The organism is Methylophaga sp. UBA3613 (assembly GCF_002375415.1).
In the GTDB taxonomy this organism is placed as follows: domain Bacteria; phylum Pseudomonadota; class Gammaproteobacteria; order Nitrosococcales; family Methylophagaceae; genus Methylophaga.
Genome location: NZ_DFLS01000009.1, coordinates 145,891 through 168,426 on the forward strand (window position 1 = coordinate 145,891; position 22,536 = coordinate 168,426).

General features: G+C 45.9%; 17 protein-coding genes. 13 read left to right on the forward strand and 4 right to left on the reverse strand.

What is annotated here, in order from left to right; genetic code table 11:
• Positions 1-13: 13 nt before the first annotated feature.
• Positions 14-2,032, reverse strand: coding sequence for a methionine--tRNA ligase (metG, locus tag B3S93_RS12610; RefSeq protein ID WP_292403323.1), 2,019 nt, complete (start codon positions 2,030-2,032; stop codon positions 14-16).
• Positions 2,033-2,243: 211 nt separating this feature from the next.
• Here metG and B3S93_RS12615 point away from each other — a divergent pair, with 211 nt between their 5' ends.
• The 5 genes from B3S93_RS12615 to B3S93_RS12635 all read left to right on the forward strand — a co-directional run bounded on the left by B3S93_RS12615 (position 2,244) and on the right by B3S93_RS12635 (position 8,093).
• Positions 2,244-2,747, forward strand: a complete 504-nt coding sequence (locus B3S93_RS12615; protein ID WP_292355867.1) for a hypothetical protein — start codon at positions 2,244-2,246, stop codon at positions 2,745-2,747.
• On the forward strand, positions 2,747-3,334 hold the full coding sequence (locus B3S93_RS12620; protein WP_292403326.1) for a succinate dehydrogenase: 588 nt from the start codon (positions 2,747-2,749) through the stop codon (positions 3,332-3,334). Before B3S93_RS12615 ends, B3S93_RS12620 begins: the two co-directional genes overlap by 1 nt.
• Complete coding sequence (locus tag B3S93_RS12625) at positions 3,335-5,275, forward strand: fumarate reductase/succinate dehydrogenase flavoprotein subunit (RefSeq protein ID WP_292403329.1); 1,941 nt, start codon at positions 3,335-3,337, stop codon at positions 5,273-5,275.
• Complete coding sequence (locus B3S93_RS12630) at positions 5,272-5,997, forward strand: succinate dehydrogenase/fumarate reductase iron-sulfur subunit (protein ID WP_292355861.1); 726 nt, start codon at positions 5,272-5,274, stop codon at positions 5,995-5,997. Before B3S93_RS12625 ends, B3S93_RS12630 begins: the two co-directional genes overlap by 4 nt.
• 173 nt (positions 5,998-6,170) lie before the next feature.
• Positions 6,171-8,093: a TIGR00341 family protein gene (locus B3S93_RS12635; RefSeq protein WP_292355859.1), complete on the forward strand. Its 1,923-nt coding sequence runs from the start codon at positions 6,171-6,173 to the stop codon at positions 8,091-8,093.
• A 43-nt stretch (positions 8,094-8,136) separates the two neighbouring features.
• Here the strand turns inward: B3S93_RS12635 and B3S93_RS12640 are convergent, their stop codons facing one another.
• A complete protein-coding gene (locus tag B3S93_RS12640; protein WP_292403332.1) occupies positions 8,137-8,952 on the reverse strand; it encodes a class I SAM-dependent methyltransferase in 816 nt (271 codons plus the stop codon).
• Positions 8,953-9,169: 217 nt separating this feature from the next.
• Between B3S93_RS12640 and B3S93_RS12645 the strand changes: the two genes are divergently transcribed.
• From B3S93_RS12645 to B3S93_RS12660, 4 genes are read left to right on the forward strand one after another with little or no spacing between them, the layout of a single operon-like run.
• Positions 9,170-11,326: an HAD-IIB family hydrolase gene (locus B3S93_RS12645; protein ID WP_292403334.1), complete on the forward strand. Its 2,157-nt coding sequence runs from the start codon at positions 9,170-9,172 to the stop codon at positions 11,324-11,326.
• The gene (locus B3S93_RS12650) at positions 11,327-12,184 is read left to right on the forward strand and encodes an HAD-IIB family hydrolase (protein ID WP_292403337.1); all 858 of its coding nucleotides are present in this window, start codon (positions 11,327-11,329) and stop codon (positions 12,182-12,184) included.
• Positions 12,181-13,053, forward strand: coding sequence for a PfkB family carbohydrate kinase (locus B3S93_RS12655; protein ID WP_292403340.1), 873 nt, complete (start codon positions 12,181-12,183; stop codon positions 13,051-13,053). The genes B3S93_RS12650 and B3S93_RS12655 overlap by 4 nt, the downstream gene beginning before the upstream one ends.
• A 42-nt stretch (positions 13,054-13,095) precedes the next feature.
• Entirely contained in the window at positions 13,096-15,051 is a 1,956-nt protein-coding gene (locus B3S93_RS12660) for an alpha-amylase family glycosyl hydrolase (RefSeq protein WP_292403343.1), read from the forward strand.
• 54 nt (positions 15,052-15,105) lie between these two features.
• Here B3S93_RS12660 and B3S93_RS12665 read toward each other — a convergent pair whose 3' ends face one another.
• Complete coding sequence (locus B3S93_RS12665) at positions 15,106-15,522, reverse strand: thiol-disulfide oxidoreductase DCC family protein (RefSeq protein ID WP_292403346.1); 417 nt, start codon at positions 15,520-15,522, stop codon at positions 15,106-15,108.
• A 103-nt stretch (positions 15,523-15,625) separates the two neighbouring features.
• Between B3S93_RS12665 and B3S93_RS12670 the strand changes: the two genes are divergently transcribed.
• The 4 genes from B3S93_RS12670 to B3S93_RS12685 all read left to right on the forward strand — a co-directional run bounded on the left by B3S93_RS12670 (position 15,626) and on the right by B3S93_RS12685 (position 20,685).
• Positions 15,626-16,939, forward strand: coding sequence for a DASH family cryptochrome (locus B3S93_RS12670; RefSeq protein WP_292403349.1), 1,314 nt, complete (start codon positions 15,626-15,628; stop codon positions 16,937-16,939).
• Positions 16,936-18,402 (forward strand): cryptochrome/deoxyribodipyrimidine photo-lyase family protein, encoded by a 1,467-nt coding sequence (locus B3S93_RS12675; protein WP_292403352.1) that lies wholly within the window; start codon positions 16,936-16,938, stop codon positions 18,400-18,402. The genes B3S93_RS12670 and B3S93_RS12675 overlap by 4 nt, the downstream gene beginning before the upstream one ends.
• A gap of 78 nt (positions 18,403-18,480) precedes the next feature.
• Positions 18,481-19,452, forward strand: coding sequence for a calcium/sodium antiporter (locus B3S93_RS12680; protein WP_292403355.1), 972 nt, complete (start codon positions 18,481-18,483; stop codon positions 19,450-19,452).
• A 246-nt stretch (positions 19,453-19,698) separates the two neighbouring features.
• Positions 19,699-20,685: a sensor domain-containing diguanylate cyclase gene (locus B3S93_RS12685; RefSeq protein WP_292355838.1), complete on the forward strand. Its 987-nt coding sequence runs from the start codon at positions 19,699-19,701 to the stop codon at positions 20,683-20,685.
• Between the two features lie 144 nt (positions 20,686-20,829).
• Here B3S93_RS12685 and rimO read toward each other — a convergent pair whose 3' ends face one another.
• A complete protein-coding gene (rimO, locus tag B3S93_RS12690) occupies positions 20,830-22,140 on the reverse strand; it encodes a 30S ribosomal protein S12 methylthiotransferase RimO (RefSeq protein ID WP_292355836.1) in 1,311 nt (436 codons plus the stop codon).
• Between the last annotated feature and the right edge of the window lie 396 nt (positions 22,141-22,536).

A 22,536-nucleotide genomic window follows, 5' to 3' on the forward strand; every position in this document is an offset into this window, starting at 1 on the left:
CACGGTTCAAAGATTATTTAACCCGCATTCCCGGTTTTGCTCCTTCATCGGGGTTTAGGATAAACAAGTCCTTACCACCAGGGCCTGCGGCCAGCACCATGCCTTCTGATAAACCGAAGCGCATTTTACGTGGGGCCAGATTTGCGACCATCACGGTTAATTTACCGACCAGATCTTCAGGTGCATAAGCAGATTTGATGCCTGCAAATACCTGTTTTTCTGTCAGCCCGATATCCAAAGTGAGTTTCAGCAGTTTTTCAGCCCCTTCGACATGTTCAGCATTAACAATTTTGGCGATGCGCAAATCAATTTTGGCAAAATCATCAAACTGAATTTCATCGGCAATCGGATCAATATTTTCTGCTGTTTTGGTGGGGGCAGCTGTTGCAGCCATATTCTCTTTGGACTCTTCAATAATAGCGTCAATTTTGTCCTGTTCGACCCGAGTCATTAAAGGTTTGAACGGTTCAATAGTATGACCTAATAATGGTTGACCAATATCAGCCCACTGCAATGGACTAATTTTTAAGAAAACTTCAGCTTGTTCAGCCGTTCGTGGTAATACAGGTTTGAGGTAAGCAATCAAAACACGAAACATATTGATGCCCATACTACAAACGGCTTGTACTTCTGCGTCTTTGCCTTCTTCTTTCGCCAGCACCCAGGGTTTTTGTTCATCAATATACTGATTGGCTTTGTCTGCCAACGCCATGATTTCGCGCATTGCCTGAGCAAATTCGCGATTGTCATAACGTCTGGCAATCGACTCAGATTGATCGGTGAATGCGTTAAATAATGCTTCATCAGTCAATGAGTCACTTAATTTTCCATCAAAGCGTTTATTGATAAAACCGGCACAGCGGCTGGCAATATTCACAACCTTGCCAACCAGATCTGAATTAATGCGACTCTGGAAATCTTCCAGGCTCAAATCGATATCTTCAATAGTGTTATTCAGCTTGGCAGCAAAGTAATAACGCAGATATTCCGGATTCAGATGATTCAGATAAGTGCGGGCCTTGATAAAAGTGCCACGCGACTTGGACATTTTTTTACCATCAACGGTAAGAAAGCCATGCGCATACACACGGTTTGGTAATCTGAAACCGGCACCCTTAAGCATGGCCGGCCAGAACAGCGCATGGAAATAGATAATATCCTTGCCGATAAAGTGCACCATTTCAGTCGGGCTGTCGGCACGCATAAATTCATTAAAATCCACACCGGTGCGATCACAGTAGTTTTTGAAGCTGGCTAAATAGCCAATCGGAGCATCCAGCCACACATAGAAAAACTTGTTTGGCGCATCCGGTATCTCAAAACCAAAGTAGGGTGCATCACGTGAGATATCCCAATCCTGCAGACCGCTGTCAAACCATTCACCGAGTTTGCGTCCTACTTCAGCCTGTAAATGGTCGCCCTGAGTCCATTCACGCAGCATTGGTTCAAAATTACCTAGTTTGAAGAAATAGTGCTTAGACTCTTTAGTGATGGGAGTAGCGCCAGAAACGGCTGATACAGGGTTTTTTAATTCGGTTGGATCATATGTGGCACCGCAAACTTCACAGCTATCACCATATTGATCGGCTGCACCACATTTGGGGCATTCACCGCGGATAAAACGATCCGGTAAGAACATTTCTTTTTCTGGATCGTAGGCCTGACTGATGGTACGACTTTCGATATGTCCGGCATCACGATTTGCCAGATAAATCTGGCTGGCCAGTTGGCGGTTTTCTTCGCTGTGTGTGCTGTGATAGTTATCAAAACCAATCGCAAACTCGGCAAAATCCGCCTGATGTTCCTTGCTGATGTCGGCAATTAATTGTTCCGGGGTAATGCCCTCATTCTGTGCGCGCAACATAATTGGCGTGCCATGGGCATCATCGGCACATACATAATGACATTCGTGGCCCCGCATCTTTTGAAAACGTACCCAGATATCTGTCTGAATATATTCAACTAGATGTCCCAAATGGACAGAACCGTTGGCATAGGGAAGTGCGCTGGTGACCAGAATCTTTCGTTGCATAAATAAACCGGAATTAAGCCGTTATAAAACCGTCAAAGATAACAGATTAACTAGGGTCTGTTAATCTTTCATGGCCACCATGAAAGGCTAACAAACCTTATCAGACTCTATTTTGAATAATGTGGCATGGTTGCGTTGAAAAGCCATGCCAATTGCTTTAGATTGAGGCTATATCTGCCGTGACGGCAAATCCTAGTAGCAAGAGAGCGCGATGGACCTGAATTTACATGATATACATGCCGAGTCAATTGAACTGGCTCTGGACCGTGCGCGACAATATCGCTCATTACTTGAGCCCGAAATTGCGGAAAGCATCTGCCTGGATATTCTCAATATCGAGCCTGAAAATCAGGCGGCTTTGGTGGTTTACATACTTGCGTTAACGGATCAGATCAGTATCAGTGGCAGTCAGTCGCCGTTTCAGGATATTGAAACGGCTATCAGCAAGCTGTCCAGTGAATACAAACAGACCTATTACACCGGTATTGTGCTGGAACGTCGTGCCAGATTTATGCTCACTCAACCCATGTCCCGTGCATTTGCCTATGATTATTTTATTAAGGCGCTGGAATGTTACCAGCAGGCAGAGCAAATGCGTCCAGATCATAATGATGAAGCCATTCTGCGCTGGAACAGCTGTGTGCGAACCATTCAGCGTGAAAAACTTGAACCGCTGTCAGAGACCGATCAAATTGTAATGAGTCGGGAAAGCTGATGGCACTGTTGCAAGTTAAAAAGCGCCTGATGGCGATGGCCGGTCTGGTGCTGACCGCATATCTGATTTTTCATATGCTCACTAATCTGAGCTTTTTCAGTCCCGAGCAATACCAGGCGTTTTACGATTTTTATAATCAACCACTGATTCGCTGGCCTTTATGGCTATTAGTGGCAGCATCATTGGTGTTTCATGTCATTGTCGCGGTGCAAATTCGGTTGCACAACAGCAAGGCCAGGGTTCAGGCTTATCAGCACCGGCAACATCATTTCATTCCCGCATGGCTGGTATCCATCGTTATTACGCTGATTTTACTGTTTATTATCTGGCATATGGCGCAAATGTGGTCATTTGGCGGCGCTGATATTTACACGCAGACACTCACGTTATTCAGTTCAGTATGGCAATTGCTGATTTACCTTGGGGGCGTGTTGTTAATTGGACTGCATCTGCAACACTCATTGACCAATGTATTACAAACACTGGGCAAAACTTCAAAACAGTTTTACTGGATTAGCACTGCCATTGTCGTTTTACTAGTGGTGGGATTTTCTATTGTCCCGATTCTGGCCTATTGGAAAGCATAAATGACTGAAGAACAACCATTAGACAGCTTTTCCCCAAAAGGTCCATTGGAACAACGTTGGACTCAGCATAAATACAATCTTCGGGTAGTCAGTCCGGCTAATCGAAAACGATATCGAGTAATTGTGGTCGGCACCGGTCTGGCTGGTGCTTCTGCTGCAGCATCATTGGCAGAAATGGGTTATCAGGTGAAAACCTTCTGCTATCAGGACAGTCCTCGCCGTGCACATAGTATTGCTGCTCAGGGGGGGATTAACGCCGCTAAGAATTACCATAATGATGGTGACAGTGTCTGGCGTCTGTTTTACGACATGATCAAAGGTGGCGATTTTCGGGCCCGCGAATCCAATGTATTCCGCCTGGCAGAACTGAGTACCTCAATTATTGATCAAGCTGTAGCCCAGGGTGTGCCGTTTGCCCGTGAATACAGCGGCTATCTGGCCAATCGTTCGTTTGGTGGAGCGCAGGTATCCAGAACCTTTTATGCACGAGGTCAAACCGGTCAGCAGTTATTACTCGGTGCTTATCAGGCGATGAGCCGGCAGGTGGCTGAAGGGCATATTGAGCATTTTTCCCGCTGTGAAATGCAGGATCTGATCAAAATTGATGGCAAGGCGAAAGGGATTGTGGTCAGGGATTTATTGACCGGTGAATTAAGTTCACATCTGGCGGACTGTGTGGTGCTCTGCACCGGTGGATATGGTAATGCCTTTTACCTGTCGACCAATGCCAAGGGCTGTAATACCTCTGCTATCTGGCGAGCACATAAGCATGGAGCATTATTTGCCAATCCCTGTTTTACCCAGATTCATCCCACCTGCATTCCACAACATGGTGAATTGCAATCCAAGCTGACCTTGATGAGTGAATCGTTACGTAACGATGGCCGCATCTGGGCACCCAAAAATCCGGCAGACTGTGGTCGTGACCCGCGTGAAATTCCGGAACAGGATCGGGACTATTTTCTGGAACGGATGTATCCGGCCTTTGGCAATCTGGTACCACGCGATATTGCTTCGCGGGCGGTCAAACATATTTGTGATGATGGCCGTGGTGTTGGTCATGAAATTAATGGGCAGAAGCTGGGGGTCTATCTGGATTTTGCCGATGCCATTAAAGAACAGGGTGCTGACGTAATCAATGAAAAATACGGCAATCTGTTTGATATGTATCAGCGAATTACTTCTGAAGACCCAACTCAACAGCCGATGCGAATATATCCTGCCGTGCATTACACCATGGGAGGATTGTGGGTGGACTATAATCTGATGACCTCGGTAGATGGATTGTTTGCCGGCGGCGAAGCCAACTTTTCCGATCATGGTGCCAATCGACTTGGTGCCAGTGCATTGATGCAGGGGTTGGCAGATGGCTATTTTATTCTACCAACCACGGTGTCCGACTATCTTGCTCGACAAACACCATTGGAAGATAAAGATTATCCAGAAGTGCAGCAGGCCATGAACTATTCGCAATCGCGACTGGACAGACTGTTGAATGCGCCTGAACCAAAACAGACGCCAGACTATTTTCATCGTCGTCTGGGCAAGATTTTATGGGATCACTGCGGCATGGCACGCAATGAATTTGACTTGAAACAGGCTATTGAAGATATCCAGCAACTGCGTGAACAATTCTGGCGGGAAATCAAAGTCAGTGGCAATGACAAACAGCTTAATCAGACGCTGGAAAGAGCCGGTAGGGTTGCCGATTTTATGGAACTTGGCGAATTAATGTGTATTGATGCATTAAGCCGTGAAGAGTCGTGTGGTTGCCATGCTCGGGTCGAACATTTAACCGCTAACGGTGAAGTACAACGACACGACAACGATTTTGGTTTTGTTTCGGCCTGGCAGTTCACCGGTGATGTGGTTCAGCCGAAGCTGGTAAAAGAACCGCTGCATTTCGATTTTGTCAGTCCTGGGATTCGGAACTACCAATGAAATTTATCCTGCATATATGGCGTCAGGCCAATCCCCAAGCCAAAGGTTTTTTTGAAAAACATGAATTGGAAGTGGAAGCTGAATCTTCTTTTCTGGAAATGCTTGATGCCCTCAATGAGCGTCTGATCACTCTCGGTAAAGAAGCTATTGTTTTTGATCATGACTGTCGTGAAGGCATTTGTGGCAGTTGTAGTCTGGTGATTAATGGCGAACCTCATGGTCGGCACCGGGCGACGACCACCTGTCAGCAATATATGCGTGACTATCAAGATCAAAACGAATTATGGATTGAGCCCTGGCGGGCAACGGCATTTCCGGTGATTAAAGATTTGATGGTCGATCGCAGTGCGTTTGATCGTATTATTCAGGCGGGTGGTTATATACCGGTAAGAACCGGTGCAGCACCGGAGGCCAATACCCAGCCGGTGGCCAAGCCGGTAGCAGATAAAGCCTTTGATGCAGCCACCTGTATTGGCTGTGGCGCCTGCGTTGCGGTTTGTCCGAATGCATCGGCAACGTTATTTATTGCCGCCAAGGTCAGTCACTTGAGTAGCTTGCCGCAGGGACAATTAGACCATAAACGACCGGCTAAAATGCTGGCAAAAATGGAAGCTGAAGGGTTTGGCAGTTGCAGTAATTACCGTGAATGTGAACGTGTCTGCCCCAAACAGATTCGAACTGACACCATTGTGACGATGAATAAATTGTTATATCAAAGCTAGGGCTTGTTGAGCTTTCATCTCCGCCTTGTTGGACGAAAAAATAGCCGCCAGCAGTAGTGGCTAGCAAAGATTAATATACTTGGGTTCATAACATTTCCATCTCCTTACAGACCAGACGTTTCTGATTGGTCTGATAACATATTGCAGAATTATTCCCGTTACGGAGCGCCTGAATGGTAGAAGATTTGATCAGCAAACTTGATTCAATGACTGATAAACGCCGAGTTGTATTGTTGTTTTCGACGGAAGATGAATCAACTGTTCAAGAACAGATTCTGCCGAAATTACCTGAACAGCAATGGGATATTGAGCTCAGCAGCTTTGAGTTGGAGCAGTCATGTCAATTTGATGATGATCAGCTGGTCATCAGCTATCTGAATGATGAGTTGCTGCGTAAGTTGATGCTAAAGGCACGTGAGCAGAAATGGACGATTGGGCTGTTACCGCATCCCGAGATGAAACATGCCCGCTATGGTTTTGGGATTGCCGCCAATTTTGACGATGCACTTAGCGATATTGTGAATAACGATGCTTCGCAACTGGATTTGTTGCTTTGTAATGAAAGACCGGTGTTCAACTCTGTGATTGTAGGGCAGACCTTTACTCTGGTCCCTGGCGAAGCAATGGTAGAAGCATTCTTGGTGAGGGTAAGACGCTTCTGGCGATTGATGCGTAGTCTCAAAGAGGTGCGTTTTACACCGTTCACTATTACCACTCAGAAAGAAAAAGTGATTGAAACAGCAGCCTTTGGCGTGGTGGCAGTTGAGCATGGCCGAAGCTCAGTATTGTCCCGCCGTTTTATGCCCGATTCCAATGCCAATGATGGGATGCTGCATGCACTGGTGTTGGCGCCAAGAAGTGTCTTTGAAATGCTCAGGTTTCTGTTTGCCTCTTTGTTTATGCGAACTATCTGGAGCCGAAATAACCCGGCGTTTGTCGGCTTTATTAAAAGTAGCCAGCTTACGTTGGAAACCAATAAACCCATCCAATACAGTCATGATGAGATGGTCTCCGAGGCACAGCAACTGCAGTTCAAAGTAGAGCGGCGGACTATTCGGTTGATACCCGGCAGGCTACTGGCGTTATCGGAAAGTGGTGGGGATCAGAAAGAAGTTATTCGCACCCAGGCATTGCCGTTGGGCAAAGCGCGTAATGAACTGGTCAGTTATCCATTGCCATGGATGCATCATGCTGCGCCGGAAGAGTTTAAAGATTTATTTATGATGATGCGCGAAAGCGCAAAGGCTACTCCAGCCTATTTAACGTTGATGGTGTTATCCACTTTGCTGGCGGCTTTTGGCCTGTTTGCCAATTCTATTCCAGTCGTTATCGGTGCGATGATTCTGGCCCCATTGATGGGCCCGATTATTTCTATGTCATTAGGCACCCTGCGCCAGGATGAAAATCTGATGATCGATAGTGGTCGCAGTATCGCTATTGGCACCGGGCTCGCCTTACTTTGTGCCATGCTGATTGCCTGGTTTATACCGTTGAATCATATCAATAGTGAAATCGCCGCACGAATCAGTCCGACCTTGCTGGATTTAGGTGTGGCCGTGGTTTCGGGTATTGCCGGTGCCTATGCTCATGCGCGTGCTGAAGTGGCTAAAAGTCTTGCCGGTGTCGCTATTGCTGTAGCCTTGGTGCCACCGCTGGCGGTTGCTGGTATTGGCTTGGGTTGGTTCGACTTGACCGTGTTTTTTGGTGCTTTCCTGTTATATCTGACGAACCTTGTTGGCATTATTCTGGCAGCGTTAATCACCTTTATGATTCTGGGTTACAGTCCATTTCATCGAGCGAAACGTGGTTTGATGCTGACGCTGGTGATGGTGGCTATCCTGGCGGTTCCGCTGGCTTTCGGTTTTGAGCGGATGGTGGCCGAAAATAATGTGTTACGTCAGTTGGATGGCCAGGAAATAGCAGGTGTCAAACTGGTGGATGTCAATGTGAGACCTCGTGATCCAGTGATAATCAGCTTGACCATGGTGTCAAAAACCCCAGTGGATCATGCCGTGATGGATGAAGTAAAACAGGAAATTGAACGCCGTTTACAACAACCAGTGGTGTTGGAAATTGCTGTCAGGGTGGTTCGATAAATAATAGCTCAGACACAGATTTCTGTGTCTGAGCTTTCCGTCATCAAGGCTTACGAAAACGTAAGGTCATTCGATCACTTTCACCAATGGCCTGATATTTCGTTTTATCTGTTTCATTATCTACGCGCAGGTTGGGTGGCAAGGTCCAGACACCATTGGGATGATCCGCCGTATCTGCCGGATTCGCGTTGATTTCAGACTTTTCTTCCAGTACAAAGCCAGCATTTTCAGCCAGTGAAATCACATATTCTTCAGTGAGATAACCACTTTTCTTCATCACAGCAAGCGGAGTTCCCGGTTTGGCCCGATGGTCAGTCACACCCAGAATACCGCCGGATTTTAATGCTGTGAAAATGGCATTAAAGGCCTGGTCGGCAAAATCACCCTGCACCCAGTTATGAACGTTGCGAAAGGTTAAAACAGCATCCAGACTTTGTGGATCAGCAAATTGCCAATCGCTTTCCGGGCCAAATTCGGTGACAACTACTTCGTCATATAGCTCTGGAGAGGCTTTTAGCCAGGTATTGTATTCCTGGCGAAGATTTTGTCTGTAAGCCGATTGTGTGTCCGCAGGAAAACCGGCTGCAATCAATTTTCCCTTACCATGTTTTAACCATGGGGCAAGGATCTCAGTATACCAGCCACGTCCTGGCCATATTTCAGCAACATGCATATCAGCGGTGATGCCGAAGAACATCAAGGTGGCTGAAGGATGGCGAAACATATCACGTTGCTTATTGGCTTCTGACCGTGAAGGACTGTCAATTGTTTTCTCTAATAACGCCTCTGCCATAACAGGTTGACCAAGTGGCAGTAAACACAATAATAATAAAGAAGAAAAAATACGCTGCAAACTCATAGAAATTTTCCTTTTTAAATTTAAGTTAATACGTAACTAACAGACTGCATGATACGCTCATGGTTGCAACACCCCTTTAAGAACGAGATTGATTTGTCTTCTGGCAGCTTAGCGGGTAGTTTTAAGGGAATATCGCAAAGTAACAGACGAATATTCCTTGTCTGACTCTAGCTGAGTGTCCGGATATAACGCATTGTGAAGAAACCATAAAACGCCTATGTCAGATAAAAATGAAAAACTTAAGATTGCTCTGTTAAATATCCATGGTCTTATTCGTGGTCATGATCTCGAACTTGGTCGAGATGCCGATACTGGCGGTCAGACACTGTATGTGCTTGAGCTGGCTCAGGCTTTGTCTGAGCAGGAAAAGGTCGGTGAAGTTTTACTAATTACCCGACGAGTCGAGGATGATGAGGTTTCGCCTGATTATGCCCAGCCTATTGAAGAGCTCAACGAAAAATTACGTATCATAAGAATTGATGCCGGGCCTGAAGAATATCTGGCCAAAGAACAAATATGGGAATATCTCGATACCTTTGCCGATAATCTGGTGGATTTTTTCCGTAGACAGGCGTTTTTACCAGACATTTTGCATAGTCATTATGCTGATTCCGGACTGGTTGCCTCGCATATTGCCAATCAGCTGGGAATTCCACTAATCCATACCGGCCATTCACTGGGACGAGTCAAACGCAGAAGATTGCTGGCCAGTGGCGTGGATATCGATCAATTAGAACAACAGTACAAGATGAACCAGCGAATTGAGGCAGAAGAAATTACGCTGGCTACCGCAGAGCGGGTGATCACTAGTACGCATCAGGAAATTGAAGAGCAGTATGAGCTTTATGATCACTACCAGCCGGCTCAAATGCGTATCGTGCCGCCCGGTACTAATGTTCAGCAATTCACTCCACCAAAGGGAGATGAACTGCAAAGCGAGTTATTTAAACGCATTACCAAACATCTGGATGAACCGGAAAAACCGATGATTCTGGCATTGTCGCGGCCAGATAAGCGTAAAAATATTGTCAGTCTGATTGAGGCCTATGGGCAGTCAGAACAATTACAGCAACATGCCAATATTCTGGTGATTGCTGGTAATCGTGATGATATTGATGATCTGGAACGAGGGGCACAGGAAGTATTTCATGAGCTTCTGGTGGCGATTGATCGTTATGATCTCTACGGCAAAGTCACTATTCCTAAACATCATCGTCGTGATGAAGTACCGCTGATTTATCGCATAGCAGCCGCAACCAAAGGGGTATTTGTTAACCCGGCTCTGACAGAGCCTTTTGGACTGACATTGATTGAAGCTGCTGCCAGCGGCTTGCCGATTGTTGCCACCGAAGACGGTGGCCCCAGAGATATCATGGCGAATTGTCTGAATGGCGAATTAATTGATCCACTGGAAATTTCCAGTATCAGTACTGCGATAGAGAAACTGTTACTTGACGATGATTATTGGCAACAGTGTCAGCAAAATGGCCTGAAAGGCGTCACTGAACATTATTCCTGGGAAGCACATGCAAAACGCTACCTGGAAATCATTGAACCGATTGCTGCACGCACTGAAAAATTACTGCGCTTGCCAGTTGAACGTCGTGAAATGGGACGCGATGAAAGAGCACTGGTCACCGATCTGGATTTGAATCTGATTGGTGATGATGAATCCTTGCAGGCATTGCTTGGTCTGCTGCGGGATAATCGTAAAAGTACCAAATTTGTTATTGCTACCGGCCGACGCTTGGATCAGGCTTTAAAACTGATGAAAAAACATCGTATTCCCGAGCCGGATATTCTGATTACCAGTAGCGGCAGCGAAATTTATTATGCACCAAAACTAACACCGGATACGGCATGGACCAAACATATTGACCATTTGTGGTTACCTCATCGGGTGACTAAATTGCTTGATGATATTCCAGGGCTGGAACGACAGCCCAAGTCAGAACAGAGTCAGTTCAAGCTAAGTTATTACATCAATCCCGAACAGATAGATGTTGAGGCCGTGAAATCATTGTTACACCGAGAAGAGTTATCGGTACATGTTCAACTCGCCTTTGGTCAGTATCTGGATATTCTGCCGCTCAGAGCATCAAAAGGTATGGCGTTGAGGTTTGTTGCAGATCGCTGGCAAATGCCGCTGGAACGTATCTGTGTGGCCGGTGGAAGTGGTGCCGATGAGGATATGATGCGGGGCAACACACTGGCTGTTGTTGTAGCAAACAGGCATCATGAAGAACTGTCACAACTGGAAGATTTTTCACATATCTATTTTGCCCATAAGCCTTATGCTGCAGGCATTATGGAAGCGATTGAATACTATAATTTTTTTGAAACCACCTCTGAACAAGCAACAGGTTCAAATTAAATGAGTGCAAGATTATTACTCTGTACCGATATGGATCGCACTGTCATACCGAACGGAATGCAGGCTGAACATCCCAATGCACGCAGGCGATTCCGAAAGTTCTGTCAAACGGAAAATGTTTGTCTGGTATATGTGACGGGCCGCCATCGTCAATTGGTTGAAAAAGCTATCCGTACCTATAGCCTGCCACAACCGGATTACATCATTAGCGATGTGGGAACTAAAATATTTCAATACAAAGATAAACGGTGGCAGGAAGTAAAGAGCTGGTGTGATGAAATTGCCAAAGACTGGAACGGTCAATCACATTCTGATTTGAAGGCCTTGCTGAGTGATATCAAAGATCTGCAATTGCAGGAGTTCAGTAAGCAAAACACCCACAAACTGAGTTTTTATCTGCCGCTTTATCTCAATAAGGATGAGGTCATTGCACAAGTGCATAACCATCTGCAAAAAAATGGAATCAACGCTTCAGTAATGTGGAGTATTGATGAGCTGACCAATGTTGGTTTACTGGATGTGTTACCGGAACATGCCACCAAACTGCACGCCATCGAATTTTTGCAAAGCCGTTTGGGGTATCAGGATACCGAGGTGGTTTTTGCTGGTGACAGTGGTAATGATATGCCGGTTTTAGCCAGCCCGATACAATCAGTTGTGGTCAATAACGCCTCAGATGAAATCAAAGCCATGGCACAGCAATTAGTCGCTGAAAATGGTCACCCGCAGTCGCTTTATATTGCTGTTGATCCTGGGCCGTTGGGCATGAATGGCAATTACAGTGCAGGGGTATTACAAGGTGTTTGGCATTATGCTGAAGGATTCAGAAACCAACTTGAATCAGGAGACAATACATGAGCCAGCAGTCCGCGCTAGCCATATTTGGCGAGGTATTATTTGATTGCTTTCCGGATGGCGAGCGAAAGCTGGGCGGAGCACCTTTTAATGTCGCCTGGCATTTACAAGCCTTTGGGGATCATCCGGTTTTCATCTCCAGAGTTGGCAATGACGAATCTGGTCAGCAGATCCGCAATGCGATGGAAAATTGGCAGCTTTCTACTGAAGGGCTGCAAACAGATAATGAACATCTCACGGGCGAGGTTCAGGTCTCTTTGCAGGGCAGCGAGCCTTCATACGATATCAGAGCTGACCGAGCTTACGATTTTATACAAACAGCAGAGCTGCCAGGCCTGCGTAATGATGCCATTGTTTATCATGGTTCACTGGCGTTAAGAAATGCAGTGTCGAGAGATGCTTTTGAGTTTCTGACACGTCCCAAATCCGTATCAGTTTTTATGGATGTGAATTTACGCACACCGTGGTGGAACAAGGAAGATATATACAAATGTCTGGAACGTGCGAAGTGGTGCAAGCTGAATCATTTGGAATTGAATGAACTGGGCTTTAATTCAGCGGATTTGCAGCAGGATATGACCCGCATGCAAACCCATTTTCAATTGGAACAACTGATCGTGACACGGGGAGAGGAAGGGGGTATCGTGCGCTGCAACGATGGGACCTTTTATGAACAGAAACGGGTTGCTGCTGAGCAGCTGGTTGATACTGTGGGAGCAGGAGACGCTTTCAGTGCAATGTATATTCACGGGTTGTTAGCCGGGTGGCCAGTACAGAAAATTTTATTGAATGCCCAGCATTTTGCCAGCAAAGTGATAGGATTACGGGGAGCGGTCAGCGAGGATCCTGCTTTTTATTCTGAGTTCACATAACCACACACCCAGAATTATCCGACTCTTTAATCAGGAAATTACATGTACGAACAGCAATCTCATTCACTTCTGAATGCCATCCTGAATCAGATTGAACCAGAGTTTTCCAAACATGATCTGCGTTATTTCTATACGCGGCTGGGTGCCAACTTCTACGCCATTCATTCGTTATTTGAAAGGCTGTATGGCAAACGCCCGGACTTTGCCGAACAGGCACAGCGCCTTGTTGAGACACTTGCCAGACAATATATCGATCGGTCTGAAGAATTACGTGCCAAGGATATAGAGCGGGAACAGGATTACAACTGGTTCCTCAGTCAGAAGTGGGTTGGCATGGCACTGTATTGCAATGGGTTTGCCAAAAATCTGCAAGGCATGCGTGAACATCTGCATTATTTTCAGGATCTGGGTGTTAATCTGGTACATGTCATGCCCATCATGAAATGCCCTGAAGGTAAAAGTGATGGTGGATACGCTGTCAGTAATTTCCGTGAAATTGATCCCCGTGCCGGAGACCTCAACGATCTGCGTGGTTTGGCAGGTGATCTCCGTCAACGTGATATGTTGCTGGTGATGGATGTTGTGTTAAATCACACTTCTGACCAGCACGAATGGGCACAGAAAGCGCGTGATGGTTATTCGCCTTATCGCGATTATTTTTATACTTTTGAAAACCGTCACGTCCCGGATATGTTTGAGCAGAGCATGCCTGAAGTGTTTCCGGAAACAGCTCCAGGTAATTTCACCTGGAACAAGGAAATGCAACGCTGGGTGATGACGGTATTTAACGAATACCAGTGGGATCTGAACTACAGTAACCCCACTGTATTCATTGAAATGCTCGATATTATCCTGTTTTGGGCCAACCAGGGTGCCGATATTGTGCGGCTGGATGCAGTGGCATTTTTATGGAAAAAGATCGGCAGTACCTGTCAGAACGAACGCGAAGCCCATCTGATTTTGCAGCTAATGAAAGACTGCTGTCAGGTTACAGCGCCAGGTGTACTGTTTATTGCTGAGGCCATTGTTGCTCCCGTCGAGGTGACTAAATATTTTGGCGAAGATGCGGTCATCGCCAAAGAATGTGAAATTGCCTATAACGCCACATTTATGGCGTTGTTATGGGATGCAGTGGCCACCAAAAATGCCCGATTGCTGAATCAGGGAATTAAAAGTCTTCCGGTAAAACTGGAACGCGCTACCTGGTTAAATTACATACGCTGTCACGATGATATCGGTCTAGGGTTTGATGATAAAGACATAGAGCTGGCAGGTTACGAGCCACGTGAACACAGACGCTTTTTGATCGACTATTTCACCGGACAATATGCTGATTCACACGCCAGAGGTGTACCATTTGGTCAGAATGATAAAACCGGCGATGCGCGTATTTCCGGCTCTCTGGCCTCGCTGGTGGGGTTGCAATATGCCATTGATATCGGAGATGAGCAGGCTATTGATGATGCGATACGCATCATCGTGTTATTGCATAGCATGATTCTGTCATTTGGTGGCTTGCCGTTACTTTATTATGGCGATGAAATTGGTACCACCAATGATGAAAGTTATCGTGATGATCCTGTCAAAATGGATGATTCACGTTGGGTACATCGACCATTTATTGACTGGAAAAAAGCTGAACAGCGAAATGTACCGGGTACGGTTGAATATCTGATTTTCAGCCAGTTGAAGACACTCATTGCGGTGCATAAAGAACTGGATGCATTTGCTGATTTTAATAATCGGGATTTGGTCGAGGTAGATAATCCGCATTTGTTTGTTTTTGAGCGTTACCATCTGCAAAAACCTGCCGATCGGGTCTTGGTGATTGCGAATTTCGATAAACAATCTCAGCGTCTGGATTTGGACCAGTTACCGAGATGGTCACAATCCTATCAGGGGCATCTGGTGGATGCTATTACTGGGCAAAGTCCCGAGAAGTTTGGCAATACAGTGGTCATCCCGCGGTTTGGTTGTTACTGGTTAACCGAAGTCTGAATAACTCGAGGGTCTGTTGATCTTTCATAGTCGTCACTGAAAGATCAATAGAACCTATAACTTACAGTTATCATCCTGACAGGACTTATCACCGAATAACCGGGCAATCGGATGACGAAACCGGGCGAAAAACAGATAGGCTAAATCTGCAAACCAGCGAATGACCGGCCAGCGTAATATCTGCAACCAGCGATGATGACCTACAAGGCCCCAGGCTTTAGCCGTCACATCCAGCCCGGTAATGATTTGCCCATTTGCTAATTGACCGTGCAGTCTTTTATCGGCGCTAACGACATCAATGTAGGGATAACGATAAGCAAAGTCAGTGGCGTGAATATCTTCAAAATGCAGTCGTTGTCGCGTATCTAATTGTTTTAATAAAGCAATTTCTCTAGTGCACAAAGGGCACTGACCATCAAAGAATACCGTCAATTGATGCATTTTGTGTTCTCTACTGAAAGTGGTTGTCATTCTGACGTTCTCAACGCTACTTAGTTCTGAAACATCGAACCTATATCTCTCTTTGCAGTCTCTGAACTGTCAGCTTTTTACCCCAAAGGAGTTTTGAAACCCTATGACCACAGGAATATTCTGGTTCACTAATGATCTGCGACTGCATGATCAGCCTGCATTATGGAAAATGCAGTCGGTTGATAAACTTATTTGTGTGTTTTGTTTGGACCCACAGTGGTTCAGGCCTAATGGGTTGAATGCCAAGGCGATGGGGGAGCGTCGTTTGCAGTTTTTAGTCGAGTCGCTAAAGGATCTGCAGCAACAGCTTCAGCATGTCGGACAAGTACTGATTATCAAACAACAAACCCCGCACCTGGCGCTGACTGAATTAATCAATAAATATAACGTCGATATTATTGCCCGTAGCCAGCATGCAGGTGTTTATGAAAATCGTCACTGGAAGCTGTTACAACAACAATTTCCGGATCTTAAATTCGTGACAGAACCAAGCCACACATTATTTTCTGCTGATGATTTACCCTTCCAACTTAATCAATTACCAACGTCATTTACCCAGTTTCGTAAACAGGTCGAAGATTTAGCGCTGCCCAGGCCTATGTCGATTCCTCAGCAATTGCCACCAACGCCAGGACCAATTGCGGTTGATGAGATTCCCCAGCCGGTATTTCAACCCTCAAAATTTACTGGAGGGGAAACGGCTGCACTGAAACATATCAATGATTATTTCTCCACGGATCTGCCAGCCAGTTACAAAACTGTGCGAAATGAACTGGACGGCTGGACCAATTCCACCAAATTTTCTCCCTGGTTGGCGTTAGGCTGTCTTTCTGTAAGACATCTGGCTTCCCGGCTCAAAAACTATGAACAGACTAAGGTCAGTAATGATTCGACTTACTGGATTTACTTTGAATTACTGTGGCGGGAATACTTTCAATGGTATGCCCATCGTTATGGCGCCAGATTATTTCGCTTTGACGGAATAAAAAACACTAAAAGCCGACGTTGCTATTACCCGGAACGTTATCAGAAATGGTGTAACGGTAATACACCATATCCGCTGGTCAATGCCTGTATGAAACAACTTAATGCTTCAGGTTATATGTCCAATCGGGGACGGCAGATCGTTGCCAGCTGTTTTGTTCATGAGTTAAATCTGGATTGGCGCTTTGGCGCCGCTTATTTTGAGCAGCAATTAATTGACTATGATGTCGCTGCCAATTGGGGCAATTGGCAATATATTGCTGGAGTAGGGGCTGATCCTCGAGGTGGACGGCAATTTAATATTGAAAAACAAACCCGGCAATACGATCCAGATGGTGAATTTATCCGTCACTGGCAGGGAGACATTGATATTATCCCGCTGGATTCAGTTGATGCGGCTGACTGGCCAATCATGCCTCCTCCCAAAAAATGACCCGTCAATTAATCAATGTCGTCTGGTTTAAACGTGATTTACGTTTATCCGACCATGCAGCGCTTAATGCTGCATGTGAACAGAATTTACCCATTTTATTGTTATATATTGTGGAACCCTCGCTGGTGGATGATGCGCATTACAGCTTGCGCCATTGGCGATTTGTCTGGCAGTCATTACAACAGTTGGATCAGCAGCTGATAGTAAACAAAGCCAGTGTGGTGGTGATAGAGGGGGAAGCGCCAGCTGTCTTTGAACAATTACAGCAGTATTATCAGATTGATACGGTTTTCAGTCATCAGGAAATAGGTCTGAACATCACCTATGAGCGAGATAAAATTCTCCATAAAAAGTTTAAACATCAACAAATTAGCTGGAATCAATTTCCACAAGGTGCGGTCATTCGTGCCGCAAACAGTCGTGAGGACTGGGATAAACATTGGCAACAGGTCATGCGGCAATCCGTGCCGGAAAGTAATTGGCAACAGGCTGACTTTATTACCGAGGTGCAGATGACACCATTCACGCCTCCGGTCGAATGGCAGCAAACGGATATGCTTTTTCAATATGGTGGCGAATTGACCGCGCAAAAAGTGTTGGCTGAATTTTTTGCCAAGCGTGGCAAACTTTATAACCGACAGATTTCCAGTCCGGATCTGAGTCGGCAATCCTGCTCCAGAATGTCACCGTATCTTGCCTGGGGCAATATCAGCCTGCGACAGGTCTATCAACAGTTACTGGATCACTGGAATGACCCCGGCTGGCGAAGAGCCTTGGCAGCACTCTCTTCAAGGTTGCACTGGCATTGTCATTTTATGCAGAAATTTGAAAGTGAAACGGAAATGGAATTTCGGCCGGTAAACCAGGGTTATCAATCTTTCCCCTGGCGAGAAGATAAGCAATCGGGAGTTGATTTGATAGCCTGGCAAAATGGTAAAACCGGTTATCCGCTGGTCGACGCCAGCATGCGTTGTCTGAACGCAACCGGCTATATCAATTTTCGAATGCGCGCCTTGTTGGTCAGTTTTTTATGTCATCAGCTGCATATTGACTGGCGGCGCGGAACCTATCATCTGGCCCGGGTGTTTCTGGATTTTGAGCCGGGTATTCATTATCCACAACTACAAATGCAGGCAGGGGTTACGGGCACCAACACCATTCGTATTTATAATCCAACCAAGCAAGCTGAAGAACAGGACCCCGAGGGTAAGTTTATCCGTGAATGGTTACCCGAACTGTGCGATTTACCTAATGAAATTATTCACCGACCATGGGAAGTCACACCTATGGAGGAAATGATGTTAAATTTTCAGTTGGGGAGAGATTACCCGTATCCCATTGTTGATATCAAAGATACCTCAAAACAAAGCCGGGATCGTTTATGGTCATGGCGTAAACGTGACGATGTGCAACGCGAAAGTCAACGTATACTGCATCGTCATGTACGATTGACCCGCCGTTAACAGATTCGAATTGCCAGCGAACGGTTTCACCCCTGATAATAACGCTATAAATTCCTCAATATTTTTTCCGGAGAACATATGACACTTGCCTTTGCTGCGGTGATTTTTGGTTTGATTTTATTAGTATGGAGCGCTGATCGATTTATTGATGGTGCCGCAGTTTCTGCCCGCTACTTCGGTATGCCGCCGTTACTAATCGGCATGGTGATAGTCGGTTTCGGTACTTCAGCACCGGAAATGGTGGTCTCTGCATTGGCCGCAACGCAAGGCAATCCTGGTCTCGCTCTGGGTAATGCTTATGGTTCAAACATTACTAATATTGCGTTAATTCTGGGCCTGACCGCAGTACTCAGTCCGATTGCAGTGCATTCACAAGTGTTGCGCAAAGAGTTGCCGATTCTAATCGCAGTGACCGCCTTGGCTGCCTGGCAGTTAGCTGATGGTTCATTGTCGCGTCTGGATGCCGGCGTGTTGATTTTGGTGTTCTTTATGTTGATGGGCTGGACCATTTATCAGGGCATGAAGAAATCACCAGATGCATTCGGTACCGAAATGGAAGCTGAATTCAATACAGAATCAATGAGCTTGAAAAAAGCGTTGATTTGGTTATTTATCGGTCTGATTTTTTTGATTATCAGTTCACGAATTTTGGTCTGGGGCGCAGTAGAAATTGCTGTAGCGTTTGGTGTCAGTGATTTGATTATTGGTTTGACCATCGTGGCCATCGGAACATCATTACCCGAGCTGGCCTCATCACTGATTGCTGTAAAAAAAGGCGAGCATGATATTGCACTGGGTAATGTTATTGGCTCAAACCTGTTTAACACCCTGGCTGTAGTGGGTATCGCAGGGTTGATTCATCCTTTTGGTGTTCCAGCAGAAATACTTACACGGGATATTGCCGTTATGGCTGGTCTGACCATAGCGATATTTATCTTTGGCTTTGGTCTTCGCGGAAGACAAGGACGTATCAATCGCGTTGAAGGCAGTGCGTTAATGCTGGTGTTTGTCGCTTATACAGCCTATCTCGTCAGCACGATTGTGACTTAAGCGAAAATTAACAGCAGTTTAAATCGCTATGAATAATGGTGGCCTGAGGTCTTCTCAGGTCACCATATTTTTAATATTTGGGCTTACGTAATCTGTCCACATTCTCAATCCTGATTACTGTCTTATTTATAGTCATTTCCTGTAATTATCTGTCTCTCTCGACAACCAAATAATATTGTGACTTGCATCACATAAATATTTATAAGATACTTCCGCTCTTAAGTGTTTGATTACTAAGGATTGGGTATGAAGACGGGGCTGGGCGAGGTAGACGATCAATGTCTGCAAGTCGTATTGGACATAATCAGCGATGGTGTGTGGGACTGGCATGCAAATACCGGATACGTTTATCGTAGTCCTGGTTGGTTCAGAATGTTGGGGTATAACGCCGCCACTCTTCCTGCCAGCGTAGCATCCTGGGAGCAAAATCTGCACCCAGAAGATCATCAGCGTGTATTAGCCCACTTCGATAACTACATACATAATCATAGCAGTTCATACCAGATTGAATACCGACTGAAAAAGGCTGATAACAGTTATTTGTGGGTAGAAGACCGTGCCAGAATTATCGAATGGAATGAAGATGGTTCTGTTGCAAGAATGATTGGCGCCCATCGGGATATCAATGAACGAAAACTCAACCTGGATCGGCTGGCGCAACAAAATCATTCTCTGGAAGACCTGGTCGAAGAACGTACTCACCAGTTGATTCAAACCAACGCTGAACTGGAAAGCAAGATTGCCGAAGTTCAACGCCTCGCTGAAACAGACACACTTACGGGTGTAGCCAACCGATATCGTTTGGAAAAAACACTGGAGCTGGAAGTCGAGCGGGCTGAGCGTTTCAAGCAACCACTCTCAATAATTGCCCTGGATATCGATGATTTTAAAATCGTCAACGATGAGTTTGGCCATGCCAATGGAGACATGGTGTTGGTTCAGATGAGTCGTTTATTAAAAAAGAATATTCGCGAAATCGATTTGCTGGCACGCTGGGGCGGTGATGAGTTTATGATTTTGTTACCGAATACCGGCCTCGAAGCAGCAGCCCATACCGCTGAAAAATTAAGACAATTGATCGTGGATGCCAAATTGGATAAACGCGCTACTATCACCACGAGTTTTGGGGTAGCGCAGTTGCGTCAGGGAGAATCAGCTATGCGTTTGTCGATCCGCGCCGACAATGCACTTTATCAATCTAAAGACTCTGGGAAAAACCGTATCAGTTCTTAATCTGCATCATTGCTGGAGAGGTGCTTTTTCTTCAACAAGCCATGAATAATAGATCAGCAACGATCCGGCATAATGCTTTTCCAACCACGCTGCCGGGCTATATTTTCTTAATACTATGCCTTGCAGATTAAGTATAAACCACTTCTAAACCAGTCTTGCCCAGAGGTCATGCTCATCGGCTTCTTCAAATTCCACCTCAACAATATCTCCCACTTTTAAATGGGTGGCGTGATCAATAAAGACTTGGCCATCAATCTCAGGGGCATCAGCACGGCTCCGCCCGACGGCACCTTCTTCAACAACTTCATCGATAATCACAAAATCGCGTTTCCCAACTTTCTGTTGCAGCCGGTAGGCACTGATTTCTGCCTGTTTCGCCATAAAGCGGGCCAGACGTTCCTCTTTAATCTCTTCAGGCACCGGATCGGGTAATTGATTTGCCACTGCACCATCAACAGGCGAGTATTTGAAAGCACCGGCTTTATCCAACTGAGCCTGATCAAGAAAATCCAGCAATTCCTCAAATTCAGCTTCGGTTTCACCGGGGAATCCCACGATAAAGGTACTGCGAAGAGTGATTTCTGGACAAATTGCCCGCCAGGCCTGGATGCGTTCCAGATTATTTTGTGATGAAGCCGGACGTTTCATTAATTTGAGAATACGCGGGCTGGCATGCTGAAACGGAATATCCAGATACGGCAGAATTTTGCCTTCAGCCATCAATGGAATTACATCATCCACATGTGGGTAAGGGTAAACATAATGCATGCGCACCCAGATGCCGAGTTCACCAAGAGCTTTGGCCATGGCTGTAAAGCGGGTGGCAATTTTCTCGCCCTGCCATTCGTATTCAGCGTATTTCAAATCGACACCGTAAGCACTGGTATCCTGCGAAATAACCAGAATTTCCTTTACACCAGCGTCAGCCAGACGCTTAGCTTCAGCGATTACCTGATTCACTGGGCGACTGACCAGATCCCCACGCATGGAGGGGATAATGCAGAAGGTACAGCGATGATTACAGCCTTCGGAAATTTTCAGATAGGCGTAATGTCGGGGAGTTAGTTTGATGCCCTCAGGCGGCACCAGACTAATAAACGGATCATGGGGTTGTGGAAGATGTTTGTGAACCGCGCCTACCACTTCTTCAAGCGCATGAGCACCGGTAATTTCCAGTACCTGTGGATGCTTTTCTCGGATGGTATTGTCACGGCTGCCCAGACAACCGGTCACGATAACTTTGCCATTCTGCGCAATGGCTTCACCAATACTTTCCAGTGATTCATCAACGGCAGAATCAATAAAGCCACAGGTATTGACCACCACTAAATCAGCATCATCGTAATTGGCGGAAATTTCATACCCTTCTGAACGTAATTTGGTGATGATACGTTCGCTATCAACAAGTGCTTTTGGGCAACCGAGACTGACAAACCCGACCTGAGGAGCTTTCATAAGCGTAACCTGTAACTGGGAGAGAAAAGCCCGCTATTCTATACTGTTTATTAGGGCTTGTTGAATTTTCATATCCACCACTGCCGGCGATTATTTTTGTGTCCGGCAAGGCGGAAAGCACGCCGTGTAGCCAACCTACATAAGTGATTGACAAATGAGTCTGGAACTCATTTGAACAGCTTAGCTGGCCGCGCAGCGGTGAAATACAGGGATGTATTTCATACAACGCAGGCGGGCGCAAAAATAGTCCCAGCCCTTCGGGGTGTGTCTGAAAAAGCGCCACTCTGCGTTACTCGTCACTTATTTAGAACAACTAAAAGGCGCTCCTCGTGCCTTGATTGACGCTTTTTCAGCTCACAACAGCGGCGGAGATGAAAGTTCAATAAGCCCTAGAGC